Origin of the sequence: Pseudomonas sp. SMV71 (genome assembly GCF_052042015.1) — a bacterium.
Taxonomy (GTDB): Bacteria; Pseudomonadota; Gammaproteobacteria; order Pseudomonadales; family Pseudomonadaceae; genus Aquipseudomonas.
The window spans coordinates 92,278-108,648 of the sequence record NZ_JBKGGU010000015.1; the positions used below are offsets into that span (position 1 = coordinate 92,278).

The 16,371-nt window shown below is 61.2% G+C and carries 16 protein-coding genes; 11 read left to right on the plus strand and 5 right to left on the minus strand.

Annotated elements, in window-relative coordinates; all coding sequences use genetic code 11:
* The first annotated feature begins 13 nt into the window (after window positions 1-13).
* The 4 genes from tauA to tauD are packed head-to-tail and all read left to right on the plus strand — an operon-like array spanning window position 14 to window position 3,531.
* Complete coding sequence (tauA, locus tag ACLEJQ_RS17085) at window positions 14-991, plus strand: taurine ABC transporter substrate-binding protein (RefSeq protein WP_440796716.1); 978 nt, start codon at window positions 14-16, stop codon at window positions 989-991.
* Between the two features lie 21 nt (window positions 992-1,012).
* Window positions 1,013-1,807 carry a taurine ABC transporter ATP-binding subunit gene (gene tauB / locus ACLEJQ_RS17090; protein WP_440796717.1) on the plus strand — a complete coding sequence of 265 codons (795 nt, stop codon included), beginning with the start codon at window positions 1,013-1,015 and terminating at the stop codon, window positions 1,805-1,807.
* Entirely contained in the window at window positions 1,804-2,643 is an 840-nt protein-coding gene (tauC, locus tag ACLEJQ_RS17095; RefSeq protein ID WP_440796718.1) for a taurine ABC transporter permease TauC, read from the plus strand. The genes tauB and tauC overlap by 4 nt, the downstream gene beginning before the upstream one ends.
* Before the next feature lie 45 nt (window positions 2,644-2,688).
* The gene (tauD, locus tag ACLEJQ_RS17100) at window positions 2,689-3,531 is read left to right on the plus strand and encodes a taurine dioxygenase (protein ID WP_440796719.1); all 843 of its coding nucleotides are present in this window, start codon (window positions 2,689-2,691) and stop codon (window positions 3,529-3,531) included.
* A 175-nt stretch (window positions 3,532-3,706) separates the two neighbouring features.
* On the opposite strand, the gene mgrA is transcribed toward tauD, so the two are convergent.
* The 4 genes from mgrA to ACLEJQ_RS17120 form a co-directional block, all read right to left on the minus strand.
* Window positions 3,707-4,744, minus strand: coding sequence for an L-glyceraldehyde 3-phosphate reductase (mgrA, locus tag ACLEJQ_RS17105; protein ID WP_440796720.1), 1,038 nt, complete (start codon window positions 4,742-4,744; stop codon window positions 3,707-3,709).
* Window positions 4,745-4,805: 61 nt separating this feature from the next.
* Window positions 4,806-5,207, minus strand: a complete 402-nt coding sequence (locus ACLEJQ_RS17110) for a type II toxin-antitoxin system HicB family antitoxin (protein WP_440796846.1) — start codon at window positions 5,205-5,207, stop codon at window positions 4,806-4,808.
* A 92-nt stretch (window positions 5,208-5,299) separates the two neighbouring features.
* Complete coding sequence (locus ACLEJQ_RS17115; RefSeq protein ID WP_440796721.1) at window positions 5,300-5,482, minus strand: type II toxin-antitoxin system HicA family toxin; 183 nt, start codon at window positions 5,480-5,482, stop codon at window positions 5,300-5,302.
* Window positions 5,483-5,608: 126 nt separating this feature from the next.
* Window positions 5,609-6,499, minus strand: a complete 891-nt coding sequence (locus ACLEJQ_RS17120) for a LysR family transcriptional regulator (RefSeq protein WP_440796722.1) — start codon at window positions 6,497-6,499, stop codon at window positions 5,609-5,611.
* 126 nt (window positions 6,500-6,625) lie between these two features.
* Between ACLEJQ_RS17120 and ACLEJQ_RS17125 the strand changes: the two genes are divergently transcribed.
* Window positions 6,626-7,366, plus strand: coding sequence for an SDR family oxidoreductase (locus ACLEJQ_RS17125; RefSeq protein ID WP_440796723.1), 741 nt, complete (start codon window positions 6,626-6,628; stop codon window positions 7,364-7,366).
* Window positions 7,367-7,531: 165 nt separating this feature from the next.
* Here the strand turns inward: ACLEJQ_RS17125 and betT are convergent, their stop codons facing one another.
* Window positions 7,532-9,493: a choline transporter BetT gene (gene betT / locus ACLEJQ_RS17130; protein ID WP_440796848.1), complete on the minus strand. Its 1,962-nt coding sequence runs from the start codon at window positions 9,491-9,493 to the stop codon at window positions 7,532-7,534.
* Window positions 9,494-9,986: 493 nt separating this feature from the next.
* Between betT and ACLEJQ_RS17135 the strand changes: the two genes are divergently transcribed.
* The 6 genes from ACLEJQ_RS17135 (at window position 9,987) to ACLEJQ_RS17160 (ending at window position 16,348) form a co-directional block, all read left to right on the plus strand.
* On the plus strand, window positions 9,987-10,979 hold the full coding sequence (locus ACLEJQ_RS17135; protein ID WP_440796724.1) for a D-cysteine desulfhydrase: 993 nt from the start codon (window positions 9,987-9,989) through the stop codon (window positions 10,977-10,979).
* Between the two features lie 307 nt (window positions 10,980-11,286).
* Window positions 11,287-12,081 carry a cystine ABC transporter substrate-binding protein gene (gene tcyJ, locus ACLEJQ_RS17140; RefSeq protein WP_440796725.1) on the plus strand — a complete coding sequence of 265 codons (795 nt, stop codon included), beginning with the start codon at window positions 11,287-11,289 and terminating at the stop codon, window positions 12,079-12,081.
* Complete coding sequence (tcyL, locus tag ACLEJQ_RS17145) at window positions 12,081-12,746, plus strand: cystine ABC transporter permease (RefSeq protein ID WP_144930408.1); 666 nt, start codon at window positions 12,081-12,083, stop codon at window positions 12,744-12,746. Before tcyJ ends, tcyL begins: the two co-directional genes overlap by 1 nt.
* A gap of 3 nt (window positions 12,747-12,749) precedes the next feature.
* The gene (tcyN, locus tag ACLEJQ_RS17150; RefSeq protein WP_440796727.1) at window positions 12,750-13,508 is read left to right on the plus strand and encodes an L-cystine ABC transporter ATP-binding protein TcyN; all 759 of its coding nucleotides are present in this window, start codon (window positions 12,750-12,752) and stop codon (window positions 13,506-13,508) included.
* Window positions 13,509-13,957: 449 nt separating this feature from the next.
* Entirely contained in the window at window positions 13,958-14,722 is a 765-nt protein-coding gene (locus ACLEJQ_RS17155) for a hypothetical protein (protein ID WP_440796729.1), read from the plus strand.
* 384 nt (window positions 14,723-15,106) lie between these two features.
* Complete coding sequence (locus ACLEJQ_RS17160; protein ID WP_440796730.1) at window positions 15,107-16,348, plus strand: SfnB family sulfur acquisition oxidoreductase; 1,242 nt, start codon at window positions 15,107-15,109, stop codon at window positions 16,346-16,348.
* The last annotated feature ends 23 nt before the right edge of the window (window positions 16,349-16,371 follow it).

Sequence of the window (16,371 nt, forward strand, 5' to 3'; positions counted from 1 at the left end):
GAGGAGCTTTGCCATGACTTTGAGTTTCCCCCTTCGCCTTCTCGCGGCCGCCTCCCTGGCCGCTGCGAGTCTTTTCGCCCAGGCGGCCGACCTGACCGTTGCGTACCAGACCACTGTCGACCCGGCCAAAGTGGCCCAGGCCGACGGCGCCTATGAAAAAGCCACCCAGGCCAGGATCGACTGGCGCAAGTTCGATAACGGCGCCGACGTCATTACCGCCATCGCCTCGGGTGATGTGCAGATCGGCTACCTCGGCTCCAGTCCGTTGACCGCAGCCATTACGCGCAAGGTTCCGGTGGAAACTTTCCTCATCGCTACCCAGATCGGTGCCGCCGAGGCACTGGTGGCTCGTGATGGTTCCGGGATCAAGAGTCCGCAAGACCTGATCGGCAAGAAGGTCGCGGTACCGTTCGTATCCACCGGGCACTACAGCCTGCTCGCGGCGTTGAAACACTGGAACATCGATCCTGCGAAAGTCACCATCCTGAACCTGGCGCCACCGGCCATCATCGCGGCCTGGAAGCGCGGCGATATCGATGCCACTTACGTCTGGGACCCGGCCCTGGGCGTGGCCAAGGAAAACGGCAAAGTGCTGATCACCTCCGCCGAGCTGGCCCAGTTCGGTGCGCCGACCTTTGACGCCTGGATCGTGCGCAAGGACTTCGCCCAGAAGCATCCGGAAATTGTGACCGCCTTCGCCAAGGTCACCCTGGACGCCTATGCCCAATACCGCAAGGACCCACAAGCCTGGTTGGCCGATGCGTCCAACGTCGAAAAACTGGTGAAGCTCTCCGGCGCCAAGGCCAGTGACATCCCGCTGTTGCTGCAAGGCAACGTCTATCCCCTGGCCGCCGACCAGGTGGTGAGCCTCGGCGCACCGACCACCCAGGCCATTACCAACACCGCGGCGTTCCTCAAGGAGCAAGGCAAAGTCGAAGCCGTATTGCCGGACTACGCGCCGTACGTCAGCGCCAAATACATCACTCGTTGATCACATTCGGGAGACATCGCGATGGCCTTGCTACAGCTGGAGCGCATCAGCGCACAGTACCCCGGCGCAGCGGAACCCGTGCTGGCGGATATTTCACTGACCCTGGGGCCCCGGCAATTGCTGGTGGCCCTCGGCCCGTCCGGCAGTGGCAAGACCTCATTGTTGAACCTGATCGCCGGGTTCGTCGAGCCCAGCGCCGGGCAGATCACCTTGGACGGCGTGCCCATCAAGGGCCCGGGCGCCGAGCGCGGCGTGGTGTTCCAGGACGACGCGCTGCTGCCCTGGCAAGACGTGCTGGCGAACGTCGGGTTCGGCCTGGAGCTGGCCGGGGTCCCCAAGCCAAAGCGTGAAGCCCGGGCCCGGGAAATGCTCGCCCTGGTGGACCTGGCCGGTTTCGAGCAACGCCGCGTCTGGCAGCTGTCCGGCGGCCAGAAACAGCGCGTCGGCCTGGCCCGGGCGCTGGCGGCTGACCCGCGTCTGCTGTTGATGGACGAGCCGTTCGGTGCCCTGGACGCTTTCACCCGTGAACAGATGCAGGAGCTGTTGCTGCAAGTCTGGCAGCGCACCGCCAAACCGGTATTCCTGATTACCCATGACATTGAAGAGGCGGTCTTCCTCGCCACCGATCTGGTCCTGCTGGCGCCCAACCCAGGGCAGATCGTCGAACGCTTGAGCCTGGATTTCGGTCGCCGCTACGGGGACGGGGAATCGGCACGCTCGATCAAGTCAGACCCGCGCTTTATCGAAACCCGCGAGCATGTACTCGCCAAAGTATTCTCCCAACGCAGCGCCACTCGGCAACAGGAGCGCGCATGAGCAGCTACGAAGTGCCTGCCCTGGTCCGTGAGCCCACGACCAGGCGCACGACTATCGGCCCACGATTCACACTGAGTATCCGCTGGATCAGCAGCCTGACGTTGATCGCTTTGCTGACCCTCTGGGGGGCAATCACCGCCAGCGGGCTGATCGAACCGCTGTTCCTGCCGTCGCCCTTCGCGGTGCTGCAAAAAGGCTGGCTGCTGGCAACCAGCGGCTACATGGACGCCACGCTCTGGCAACACCTGGCCGCCAGCCTTCAGCGAATCGGCCTGGGCCTGCTGTTCGCCATTTTGACGGCGGTGCCGGTGGGCATCGCCATCGGTGCCAACCGTATTGCCCGGGGTGTGCTCGATCCGCTGATCGAGTTCTACCGACCGATACCACCGCTGGCCTATCTGCCATTGATCGTGATCTGGTGCGGCATTGGTGAGTTGTCAAAAGTGCTGCTGATCTATCTGGCGATCTTCGCGCCGATTGCCATCGCCACGGCCACCGGCGTGCGCACCGTCGATCCGGCCAAACTGCGGGCCGCGCAGTCGCTGGGCGCTACACGCATTCAGTTGATTCGCCATGTGATCGTGCCCAGCGCCCTGCCGGACATTCTCACCGGGATTCGCATCGGCCTGGGCGTGGGCTGGTCAACGCTGGTGGCCGCCGAGCTGATCGCCGCCACCAGTGGCCTGGGGTTCATGGTGCAGTCAGCCGCGCAATTCCTGGTCACCGATGTGGTGGTGCTGGGCATCCTGGTGATCGCACTGATCGCCTTCGCCATGGAAATGGGCTTGCGCGCGCTGCAACGCAAACTGGTGCCATGGCACGGCCAGGCCCATTGAGACCAATGACCACGCCGACGATTCGGCGCCAAACGAGACATTGCGATGAACCGTCCGAGCATTACCCCGTTGAGCAGCGCCCTCGGCGCGCAAATCGACGGGATCGATATCAGCCAGACCTTGAGCCCGCAGGATCGCGATACCATCGAGCAGGCGCTGCTCGAACATCAGGTGCTGTTCTTTCGGGACCAGCCGATCGAACCGCAGCAACAGGCGCGTTTCGCCGCCTGCTTCGGCGACCTGCATATCCATCCGATCTACCCTAATGTGCCGGAGCAGCCGGAAGTCCTGGTGCTCGACACTGCCGTGACCGATGTCCGCGACAACGCCGTGTGGCACACCGACGTAACCTTCCTGCCCACCCCGGCCCTGGGCGCGGTGCTCAGCGCCAAGCTGCTACCGGCATTCGGCGGCGACACCTTGTGGGCCAGCGGCATCGCGGCATATGAAGCCCTGTCGACGCCCCTGAAGCAGATGCTACAAGGTCTGACGGCGACCCACGATTTCACCCGGTCCTTTCCGCTGGAGCGCTTTGGCAACACCGCACAAGACTTGGCGCGCTGGGAAGAAGCGCGCCGCAAAAACCCACCGCTGTCCCACCCGGTGATCCGCACCCATCCGGTGAGTGGACGCCGCTCATTATTCGTCAACGAAGGCTTCACCACGCGCATCAACGAGTTGTCGGAAAGCGAAAGCGAGGCGATCCTGAAACTGCTGTTCGCCCACGCCACCCGCCCGGAGTTCACCCTCCGCTGGCGCTGGCAGGCCAATGACGTGGCGTTCTGGGACAATCGCGTAACCCAGCACTTCGCGGTGGATGACTATCGCCCGGCGCGGCGAGTGATGCACCGGGCGACGATATTGGGGGATGTGCCGTTTTTCAGGTGAACAGCCCCCACCCGTGGCGAGGGAGCTTGCTCCCGCTGGGGTGCGCAGCAGCCCCAAGACCTCCCGGATTATTCAAAAACCCGCTTCTGGCACAGTTCTGGGGCCGCTTGGCGGCCCAGCGGGAGCAAGCTCCCTCGCCACAGCCAGTTCCCCGCCACAGTTTGTCTTTCGCTCGTCACTCCGCCAACGAAGGCTTCTCCCAGAGATTGATCCCGCCTTCCTGGGCAAACCGATCGATCTGCGCCAGTTCCTGCGCGCTGAAACTCAGATTCTTCAGCGCGCCGACATTCTCGATGATCTGCTCCGGACGGCTGGCACCGATCAGCGCCGAGGTGATCCGCGGGTCGCGCAGGGTCCATGCCAGGGCCATTTGCGCCAGGCTCTGGCCGCGCTGCTGAGCGATCTCATTGAGGGCGCGCACATGGGCGATGTTGTTTTCCGACAGGTGCGACGCCTGCAACGAGCCACCTCCCGGACGATTGACCCGCGCATCTTCCGGAATGCCCTTGAGGTATTTGTCGGTGAGCAGGCCTTGGGCCAACGGAGTAAAGGCAATCACACCGGTGCCCAGTTCCTCGGTGGCGTCCAGCAGGTCTTTTTCCACCCAGCGATTGAGCAGGTTGTAGGCCGGCTGGTGGATCAACAGCGGGACTTTCCATTCCTTCAACAGCGCAGCCATTTCTCGGGTCTTCACGCCAGAGTAGGAAGAAATGCCCACGTACAACGCCTTGCCCTGCTGCACAGCCGTCGCCAGCGCACTGGCGGTTTCCTCCAGCGGGGTGTCAGGGTCGAAACGGTGGGAATAAAAAATGTCCACATAATCCAGGCCCAGGCGCTGCAAGCTCTGGTCGAGACTGGCGAGCACATACTTGCGCGAACCGCCACCCTGCCCATAAGGACCCGGCCACATGTCCCAACCGGCCTTGCTGGAAATGATCAACTCATCGCGGTACTGCTTGAAATCCTCGCGCAGCAACCGACCGAAATTGATCTCGGCACTGCCATAGGGCGGGCCATAGTTGTTCGCCAGGTCAAAGTGGTTGATGCCCAGGTCGAACGCCGTACGCAACAACGCGCGCTGGGTATCGATCGGCGTGCTGTCACCAAAGTTGTGCCACAACCCCAGTGACAGCGCCGGCAGCACCAGCCCGCTGCGACCGACGCGGCGATAAGGGATGGACTCGTAGCGGTTTTCGGCAGCGGTGTAAGTCATCGAAAAACTCTCAGTTCGGACGGACGCGGATGGCAACGCTAACATTTCACAGACGCCCGGGTCAGGCTGAAAGTTCGCGCAAGGCTGCCGCCGCCAGAAAACCTGAGCGCGAGCGGTAGCGCTGGTCCCGTCGTACGGTCTGATCAATGCGCTCCAGCAACTGCTCAGGCAGCGTCGCATTGAACCGTACCGATTTTCCGAAATACGGCGTGACGTCAAATTCCACCACGGCCCAGATCCCACCCGCGTAATCCGGGTTCTCAAGGTGATCGTCAATCTCATGGATCTTCGGCAGCGGCTCGCCATCAGCCACCAAACCCTCGTAGTGCAGGGAGAGTGCTTCTTTCACATTCTCGATAGCTTGCGCCACAGTGCCGCCAGCAGAAAAACACCCTGGCACATCCGGGACCGTCACCCCGTATTCAGAATCGGCATCCTTATGCAGAACGACCGGAAATTTCATTTGGATGAATCCTTCCTCCAGATCCGGCAGCGGTATCAGCCGGTCTGATAACAATGTATCCCCGCCGGGGATGACGTCATCGATCATAGGCCTCATTTCAGGCCCGCCTGTTTCAATATGCTATTGATCGTGCCTCTCGGCAGGTCAGAGTCGGGGTGTTTGATCGTCACCCTTCCCGCCTTGAAAGAATGCTTGTACTGATGATGGCTACCCTTCACCGCTACCAGATACCAACCGTCCTCTTCGATCTTCCTGATCATTTCCCTGCTTCGCATCACCTTTGCCTTATTCGCCAGCTCTGCCGGAAAACTCTAGCTGCGAAAGGCACCGCCCATACACACAATACACATCATGAAAAATATTAGCCCAACTCTTCAGCGAATACACCGCTCCGACTGTCGTTAGCGCACTTGCGCAAACACCTCCGCCAACCAATCCACAAACACCCGGACCCGTGGCGACAGGTGGCGGTTGTGGGGATAGAGCACCGAGATCGGCATGTCGGGGGGTGGCGTGGCGGTGAGGATTTCCTGGACCAGGCCTTGCTGGATCTGGGTTTGCATCCGGTAATGCGGACATTGGATCAGACCCAGGCCGGCGATGGCCGAGGCGGCGTAGATTTCGGCGCCGAACACCGACAGTGCACCATCGATGGCGACTTCCTGGAGTTCGCCATCGACCATGAACTGGAATGGATAGAGCTTGGCGGTGACGCGCGAAACGTAGTTCACCGCCCGATGGGCGCTCAGGTCATCAAGGCTTTTCGGTTCACCGTATCGGCGCAGGTAAGCAGGGCTGGCGCAGGTGATCTGCCGCAGGCTGGCGACGCGCCGGCCGATCAAAGACGAATCTTTCAGGGTGCCGGCGCGCAGGACGCAGTCGACCCCTTCTCCAATCAAGTCGACGAACCGGTCGGCCTCGCTGATGGACAGCTCGATGTCCGGGTAGCGCGCCATGAAGTCCGGCAACGCCGGGATCACGAAATGCCGCGCCAGGGTGCCATGCATATCCACCCGCAAGCGGCCCTTGGGCGCGACGCTGCGGAACGCCAGCTCGGCTTCTTCGAGTTCCGCCAGCAGTTGTACACAGCGCGGGTAATAGGCCTCGCCATCGAGGGTCGGTCGCACTTTGCGGGTGCTACGCTCCAGCAGGCGAACCCCGAGCCAGGCTTCGAACTTGTTGAGGGTGTGGGTCAGCGTGGCGCGGGGCAGGTTCAGGTCTTCGGCGGCCTGAGTAAAACTGCTGCGCTCGTAGATACGCACGAACGCCTTCATTGCCTTGACTTGATCCATTGCAGTCGCGCCCGGATTGTTGGTGATTCATGAACAGTCAAGGCAACTCTCCGGCATTTATCCCCCAGAGTAAACATGTGAATCTGACTTCACTTCCTAACCCCCTCTATCCGAAGGAATCCAGCCATGACGATCCAGAACTCCAAAGTCGCCATTGTCACCGGTGCGTCTCGCGGTATCGGCGCCGAAATTGCCAGGCACCTGGCGGGCGAAGGCTATGCCGTTGCCATCAACTTCGCCAACAGCGCCAGCGAAGCCTCGAAGCTGGTGGTACAACTGCGCCAGGCGGGTCACCAGGCCATAGCGGTCAAGGCCGATGTGGCGGCCGCCGCCGATGTCCGCCGGATGTTCGATGAGGTCGAAGCGCAACTGGGCAAGGTCGATGTGTTGATCAACAACGCCGGTATCCTGCAAGTCATGCCCCTGGCCCAGCACAGCGACGAGCTGTTCGACCAGACCTTCGCCATCAACACCCGCGGCACCTTCAATACCCTGCGCGAAGCCGCGACCCGCTTGAACGACGGTGGTCGGATCGTGAATTTTTCCAGCAGCACCGTGGGCCTGAACCTGCCGGGCTATTCGGTGTACATCGCCAGCAAAGCGGCCGTGGAATCGCTGACCCAGGTATTCGCCAAGGAGTTGCGCGGTCGCCAGATCACCGTGAATGCCGTGGCCCCAGGTCCGGTCGCCACCGAGCTCTTCACCCATGGCAAGAGTGAGGAGCAGATCCAGCATTACGCGAAGATGCCGCCGCTGGAGCGCCTCGGCCAGCCGCAAGACATCGCCAGCATCATCTCGTTCCTGGTGAGCCCGGCCGCCGGCTGGGTCAACGGACAGATCTTGCGGGCCAACGGCGGGCTGGTCTGAGGCTTCGCACGACAGCGTCCGCCAGGCCGCTATCGCGAGCAAGCTCGCTCCCACAAGGGAATCAGCATCCCTCCAAGAAGGAATCACTTGTCCCTGTGGGAGCGAGCTTGCTCGCGATGGGGCCGGCGCGGCAGATGAAAACGCTCGGCTGTGTCAAAGCCTCAGTCAACGCACCAGGTGCAGGAATTGCATGTGCCGCTCGTACTGGTCGAGGATGTCGTTGATCACCTGTTCCTTCGTGTAGCCCACCAAGTCATAGTCCTGGCTACCCTCACTCAGATGCACCTCGGCGCGGTAGTAACGGCGGTTGTTGAGTTCCTTGGAACCCATGCCGCCACGGGCAAACGACGGCGTGAAGTAACCGCGCATCTGCACCTGGTAGATGAACGGGTGCTGCTCGCCGTGACCGATTTCCAGGCTGACACTGTCGCTGGCCGGGTCTGGCTGGGTGATCACCGCCAGGCCCTTCTCGGCGAACACTGCCTTCACCTCTTCAATGGCCGGGCGCACCGTGGTGTCGAGGAAGCGGTACACCTCGTCGCGGGACGGGAAATGCACCGCCTGGCTCAAGCGCTGGCGCCAGCCGCCCGTGCCCCGGCGGGAACCGGATACCGGTGCCAATGAATACAATTGCGCGATCTGTTTCTGCGACTCCAGATAGAACGCCTTGTGCAAGCCCCACATCATCAACAACAGGATCAGCGAGAACGGCAGGGAGGTCAGCACCACCGCTGATTTCAGGGCATCGATGCTGCCGGAAAACAGCAGCGCGCTGGTGACCAGGGCGGTCATCGCTCCCCAGAACACCCGCAGCCATTTCGGCCCATCTTCATCCGGGCTGCCGCCCTTGGCCGAGAGCGTCGAAAGCACCACGGTACCGGAGTCGGCAGACGTGACAAAAAAGACGAAGCTGATGAACACCGTGACCGCGATGACGGTCTTGCTCCAGGGATAGGTTTCCAACAGCAGGTACAGGCTCATCGACGGGTTTTCCAAGGCCGACATACCCAACGCGCTCATGCCATGGTTCAGCACCTGGTCGATGGCGCTGTTGCCGAAAATCGACATCCAGGCGAGGGTGAAACCCAGGGGAATCAGCAACACGCCAAACACGAACTCGCGAATGGTACGGCCGCGGGAAATCCGCGCGATGAACAGCCCCACGAACGGCGACCAGGCAATCCACCAGGCCCAGTAGAACACCGTCCAGCCACCCAGCCAGTCGCTGGGTTTGTTGTAGGCGTACAGGTCGAAACTCTTCATCGGCAGGGCGCCGAGGTAGTCGCCCAGATTCTGGATCAGCGTGTTGAGCAGATGCTGGGTTGGCCCGGCGAACAGCACGAACAGCAGCAGCGCACAGGCCAGCAGCATGTTGATGTCGGACATGACGCGCACGCCCTTGTCCACGCCCGCCACCGCCACGATGATCGCCGCGCCCATCATCAATACGATCAGGCCGACTTGAATCCATTGGGTGTGGGCGACGCCGAACAGGTAATCGAGGCCGGAGTTGAGGTGTAACACCCCAAAGCCCATGTCCGCGCCGAGGCCGAACACGGTGGCAATGATGCCGAAGCCATCCACGGCATAGCCGATGGGGCCGTTGATGCGCTTGCCGATCAGCGGGTACAGCGCCGAACGCAACGCCAGCGGCAGGTTGTGCCGATAGGCGAAGTAGGCCAAGGCCATGCCGACAAACGCGAACACGCCCCAGCCGTGGAGGCCCCAGTGCAGAAACAGGATCTGCATGGCCTGGCGTGCGGCCTGGGCGGTTCCGGCCTCACCTTGGGGCGGCTGCACCATATGGGTCAGCGGCTCGGAGACGCAGAAGAAAAACAGGGTGATGCTGATCCCGGCGGCGAACAGCATCCCGGCCCAGGACAAATAACTGAATTCGGGCTCGTCGTGGTCGGCACCGAGCTTGATCTTGCCGTAGCCGGACAAGGCGGTGACCACCACGAAGACCAGATACAGCGTCATCGCCAGCAGGTAGTACCAACCGACCGTGTTGGCCGCCCAGTTCTGCGCTGCCAGCAGCCAGGCGCCGGCCTGCTCGGGCAGGCTGATCACCACCAGGCCGAACAGCAGGATGAAGGTCGCGGCGAAGTAAAACACCGGCGGATTCATGCGGACCAGGCCGCTGGATGGAAGGGACGAGGCACTCATGGGCAACGTACCCCGACAAGCGAGGGAGCGACGATCGAAAACGGACTCGGCAAAGGCAAGCCTCCTGTTGTGAGCGGGCAGCAAACCGACGGTTAACTTGAATGAACGTTCAAGTTAAACATACTGAGGTAGCTAAGGACCAATCGCAGGGCTCGACGGCACCTTTCCTACACTAGTCCACGGGAGGGTATGACGCTGCCTGGGGTGTGTTCGTTCAGTAATGGCAAACAACGCCCAGCCCCTTTGGGAGCGAGCTTGCTCGCGATAGCGGTGTGTCAGTAAAAAGATATGCCAACTGGACCACCGCAATCGCGAGCAAGCTCGCTCCCACAGGTCCGTGTCGTTTGGCAATACGAGGTCACTGGCTTTTTACTCACACCTAAACGATTGCCAGTTGCCCACCCACACCCGCCCTGCCTATAGTCCGGTCATCTCCTGCAATCAGTACGGACTCATGATCAAACAACAGCTGGCCCGCTTTAACCGCCTGGATCTGCTCGGCCACCCGACCCCGCTGGAAAAGCTCGACCGCCTCTCCAGCTGGCTCGGCCGGGATGTCTACATCAAGCGCGACGACCTGACGCCCCTGGCGCTGGGTGGCAACAAACTGCGCAAGCTTGAATACCTGGCCGCCGATGCCATCGCCCAAGGCGCGGACACGCTGATCACCGCCGGCGCGATCCAGTCCAACCATGTGCGCCAGACGGCCGCCATCGCCGCTAAGCTGGGCCTGGGTTGTGTGGCCCTGCTGGAAAACCCCATCGGCACCGACGACCACAATTACCTGGGCAACGGCAACCGGCTGCTGCTTGAACTGTTCGATGCCAAGGTCGAGCTGGTGGAAAACCTGGATAACGCCGATGAGCAGTTGCAGGCCCTGGCCGGCCGCCTGCGCAGCAACGGAAAAAAGCCCTACCTGGTGCCAATTGGCGGCTCGAATGCCTTGGGCGCGCTGGGGTATGTGCGGGCCGGCCTGGAACTGGCCGAGCAGATCAAGGACACCGGGCTGGATTTCGCCGCCGTAGTGCTGGCCTCCGGCAGCGCCGGGACTCATAGCGGCCTGGCGCTGGCGTTGAGCGAAAGCCTGCCGAACCTTCCTGTCATTGGTGTCACGGTTTCGCGCAGCGAAGAGGATCAGTTTCCCAAGGTACAGGGCCTGGCCGAACGCACCGCGCAGCTGCTCGAGATCAAGCTGCCGGAGGCGTTCAAGGTCAACCTGTGGGACGAATATTTCGCCCCTCGCTACGGCGAGCCAAACGCCGGGACGCTGGCGGCGGTCAAGCTGCTTGCCAGCCAGGAAGGCCTGTTGCTGGATCCGGTCTACACCGGCAAGGCCATGGCCGGGCTGCTCGATGGCATCGGCCGCGACCGTTTCGACGAGGGTCCGATCATCTTCCTGCACACCGGTGGCGCACCTGCGCTGTTCGCCTATGACGCAGTGTTCTAAGACCTGAGAAAGTCTCCCTGTGGGAGCGAGCCTGCTCGCGATGGCGGTGGGTCAGTGACGATGGATTTAACTGACCCACCGTCATCGCGAGCAGGCTCGCTCCCACAATGGGATCATTTCATATTGGAATATGTGCAGGATTTAATATTATTTTCCAATCTATAAAACCCATCCTATAGTCGCGCCGAAGGCGCATTTGCCGCGAGACGCCCAAGCTGCTTTGAGGCAGGATGTGGCAATCTTTTCGAATCGCGGCTACGCCTTTCTCATCCACATAATGTTTCATAAGAAAACACAGGGGCTTGTCATGAATTTTTCCGCATTACGTCGCAACCTGCTGGTGGGTTCGCTGGGCCTGGCATTGAGCGCCGGCCTGCTGGGGCAAGCGGTTGCCGGTGAGCAGCTGCAAACGATCAAGGACAAGGGCGTGATCAACGTCGGCCTGGAAGGCACTTACCCTCCGTTCAGTTTCGTTGATGCCGACGGCAAGCTGACCGGTTTCGAAGTGGAATTTTCCGAAGCCCTGGCCAAGGAACTGGGCGTGAAGGTCAAGCTGCAGCCAACCAAATGGGACGGCATCCTCGCGGCGCTGGAGTCCAATCGCCTGGACGCGGTGATCAACCAGGTGACCATTTCCGAAGAGCGCAAGAAGAAGTACGACTTCTCCAAACCGTATACCGTTTCCGGGATCCAGGCACTGACCCTGACCAAGAACAAAGACACCATCAAGACGGCGGCCGACCTTGCGGGCAAGAAAGTTGGCGTGGGTCTGGGCACCAACTACGAACAGTGGGTCAAGGCCAACGTACCGGGCGCTGACGTACGCACCTACGAAGATGATCCGACCAAGTTCCAGGACCTGCGTGTCGGCCGTATCGACGCCATCCTGATCGACCGCCTCGCCGCCCTGGAGTACGCCAAGAAAGCCAAGGACACTGCCGCCGCCGGCGAAGCGTTTTCTCGCCAGGAGTCCGGGATCGCCCTGCGCAAAGGCGAACCTGAACTGCTGGACGCGGTGAACCAGGCCATCGACAAGCTGCGCGCCGACGGCACGCTGAAAAAGCTTTCGGAAAAATACTTCAGCGCTGACGTCACTCAATAATGGAAGAGGCTTTCCAACTCGCGCTGGACTCCGCGCCCTTCTTGCTCAAGGGCGCGTATTACACGGTGATCCTTAGCCTGGGCGGCATGTTCTTCGGCTTGTTGCTGGGGTTCGGCCTGGCGCTGATGCGCCTGTCGCGCTTCAAGCTGGTGAGCTGGGTCGCTCGCATCTACGTGTCGTTCTTTCGCGGCACGCCGCTGCTGGTGCAACTGTTCGTGATCTATTACGGGCTGCCGCAACTGGGCGTCGAGCTGGATCCGCTGCCGGCGGCGCTGATCGGCTTCTCGCTGAACATGGCCGCCTACGCCTGTGAAATCCTGCGGGCCGCCATCAGTTCCATCGAGCGTGGCCAGTGGGAAGCGGCGGCCAGCATCGGCATGACCCGCGCCCAGACCCTGCGCCGGGCCATCCTGCCGCAAGCCGCACGCACGGCCCTGCCACCGTTGGGCAACAGCTTCATTTCCCTGGTCAAGGACACCGCGCTGGCGGCGACCATCCAGGTGCCGGAGCTGTTCCGCCAGGCGCAGCTGATCACCGCGCGAACCTTCGAGATCTTCACCATGTACCTTGCCGCCGCGCTGATCTACTGGGTTCTGGCAAGCGTGCTCTCGCACCTGCAGAACGTCCTGGAAGCCCGGGTCAATCGGCATGACCAGGAGTCCTGATCCATGATTGTCGTGGAAAAACTGACAAAGCAGTTCAAGGGTCAGGTGGTGCTCAATGGCATCGACCTGAAGATCGAAGAAGGCGAAGTGGTTGCGATCATCGGTCCCAGTGGCTCGGGCAAGACCACCTTCCTGCGCTGCCTGAACTTCCTCGAAGAACCCAGCAGCGGTCGGATCAAGGTGGGTGACATCGAAATCGATGGCAGCCGCCCTTTGAACCAGCAGCAGAACCTGGTGCGGCGCTTGCGCCAGCAGGTGGGATTTGTGTTCCAGAACTTCAATCTGTTTCCCCACCGCACTGCGCTGGAGAACGTCACCGAAGGCCCGATGGTGGTGAAAAAGACCCCGCGGGCCGACGCCGAAGCCCTGGGCCGCAAGCTTTTGGCCAAGGTCGGGCTGGCGGGCAAGGAAAACGCTTACCCACGACGCCTGTCCGGGGGTCAGCAACAGCGCGTGGCCATTGCCCGGGCACTGGCGATGGAACCTGCGGTGATCCTGTTCGACGAGCCGACCTCGGCCCTCGATCCGGAACTGGTGGGTGAAGTGCTGTCGACCATCCGTGGCCTGGCCGAAGAGAAGCGCACCATGGTCATCGTGACCCACGAGATGGGCTTCGCCCGGGACGTGGCCAACCGCGTGGTGTTTTTCGACAAAGGCGTGATCGTCGAGCAAGGCGAAGCCAAGGCCTTGTTTGCCGCACCAAAGGAAGAGCGTACCCGGCAGTTCCTCAGCAAATTCCTCTCTGCCGGAAACGGCGCCTAGTAAGTTGCTTCAAGCTTCATCACTTCCAGGGATGGAAGTGAGGCAACTTATTCAAGACCGCACTGCATCAGTTATCAAAGACGAAACAACTGGCAACTTTGTGCCTATAAATAATTTCCATTGATCATTGCGCACATAACATATCTCTAGCAACACTTTCTCCTGATCTTTTTTGAACACCAACAAGTCTCCTCAGCTTTCCCGCCTCAAACGGCCAGCCTAGGAAAAAGGCGCCTGACGCCAAGCATTCTTAACAATGGGGCGTAGGACGTTTCTGAAGAACTTCCCATCGAACCATTAAGCAAGCCCCTCTATTGACACTGCAACTAGCGAACCTTTATCTAGTGATCGACAGGCGATGCACATTAACTCAATTCCATACACTGGCTAATAAAGTCAGCGCCTAGTGCCGCGCAAATAAAATATGTAGCGTTATCAAGGAGAAGATCATGACATGTACGTCGAATATTCCTGGACTGGCTGCACCCACCGTGGCCAACATCCACCCTGCCGGTATCAATATCGCCAGTGCCACGCACCTGGAAGTCGCCATTGCACCCTACCCCGGCATGGACGCGGGCGACCTGATCGAGTTGTTCTGGGACGACTGCTACGTGGGCTCTCGCCTGCTCACATCGGCCGACGTACAAACCAGCGTCACGCTACGGGTGCCGGAAAGCTTCATCGTCAATGGAACTTCGCGCATTCACTACCGCGTGATGCAAGTGGGGCGTGGGCCGGCGTTGTCCGTCGCGCAACGGGTACAGGTGAAACTCGATTGCCCAGGCGGCCAGCCTTCGGCCTTGAGCGGCACTGAAAACCAGGGGTTGGCGCCGGTCAGGATACCCGCGACCATCCGCCGCCAAGGGGTGAACCCGAGCCAGATCAAGCGCGGTGTACCAGTGACCATCGAGCCCTACCTGAACATGGCCGCCGACGATGCAATCACCTTGCGCTGGGGCGATGTGCGCATGGACTTGCCCCGCATCAAGCCGAGCGAGATCGGCCAGCCGATCAACATCTGGGTCCCGCCGCACGTCATCCTCGAAGCCGGGGAGGACCTGCGCCTGGAAGTGACCTACTGCATCCTTGATCGGGTAGGCAATAACTCCCAGTGGGCGCCGCCGCGGACGTTGAAGATCGGCTGTGCCAGGCCTTGTCAGAAAAGTGCCTCGAACGAAGCACTCATGGCGGCCGGGGCTGGCCGCCATTGAATGACCGAGATTGTTGCTGCCAGAGGCGTTTCTGTGGCGAGGGAGCTTGCTCCCGCTTGGGTGCGCAGCGCCCATAAAAAGCTTGGGGTCGCTGCGCAACCCAGCGGGAGCAAGCTCCCTCACCACAAATGCCTTGGTACCAAGGCAAGCTCGGTAAAGCATTCAATCCAACCTATCTATATTCCTAAAAGTTAGTTCATAAATAATTTATACGCGTTTAGGGTATATACACCGGACCACCGGACATTCTTGTTTTTACACGCCGCATTCATCGCGGCGTTTCTTGAGATGTGAGGTGGGTATGGTACGGAACACAATCACCCCAGTGCAGGGCACAAAAGCGCAGCACGCCAAGGCACTGCCAGCAGCCACGGAGTGGCTGTGATGTCAGACCTGGCACAAGCAAAGGTCCAGAGCGACCAGGACATCGCACCGCTGTTGCTGCCCGCGCAAATACTGCGCAACGATGCCGAGGCCATCGAGGCCGCCCGTGAACTGGCGCAGGTCGCCCGTCAGCAGGCGGCGCGGCGCGATCAGCAGCGCAAACTGCCGTGGTCGGAAATCGAACAATTCACCCGCAGCGGGCTAGGCAGCATCGTTATTCCCCGGGAATACGGCGGCCCCCAGGTTTCGTTCGTGACCGTCGCCGACGTGTTCGCGATCATTTCCGCTGCCGACCCGGCCCTCGGGCAGATCCCCCAGAACCAGTTCGGCGTGCTCCAGCTGATTCTCGCCACGGGCACCGAGCGGCAAAAGAAAATCCTCCTGCAAAGCGTGCTCGAAGGCTGGCGCATCGGCAATGCCGGGCCGGAACGGGGCGTGCGCAATACCCTGGAGCTCAAAACACGGATCACCGCTGACGGTGACGGGTATGTCATCAACGGGCAAAAGTTCTATTCCACCGGCGCGCTGTTCGCCCACTGGGTGGCGGTCAAGGCACTGAATGACGATGGCCGTCAGGTGTTGGCGTTCGTGCCGCGTGGTACGCCGGGGCTGCGGATCGTCGACGATTGGTCGGGTTTCGGGCAACGCACCACCGCCAGCGGCACCGTGCTGTTGAACGACGTCCGGGTTGACGCCGAACGGGTCCTGGACAACTGGCGCGTCAACGAAAAGCCGAATGTACAGGGCGCAATTTCCCAGCTGATCCAGGCCGCCATAGACGCCGGCATCGCCCGTGGCGCCATTGATGACGCCATTGCATTCGTCCGTGAACGGGCCCGGCCGTGGATCGACGCCAAGGTCGAACGGGCCAGCGACGACCTCTACGTGATCGCCGATATCGGCAAGCTGAAAATCGACCTGCACGCCGCCGAAGCGCTGCTGCGCAAGGCCGGGCAAGTGCTGGACCAGGTCAGCGCCGCGCCCATCACCGCGCAATCCGCCGCCCGCGCCTCGATTGCCGTGGCCGAAGCCAAGGTGCTCACCACCGAGATCGCCTTGCAGGCCAGCGAAAAACTCTTCGAGCTGGCCGGCAGCCGCGCCACCCTCGCCGAATTCAATCTCGACCGCCACTGGCGCAACGCGCGGGTCCACACCCTGCACGACCCGGTGCGCTGGAAGTATCACGCGGTTGGCGCCTATCACCTCAACGGCACGTTGCCGGCGCGACATTCCTGGATCTGACGACCCGACCTCTGGAGCAGCAC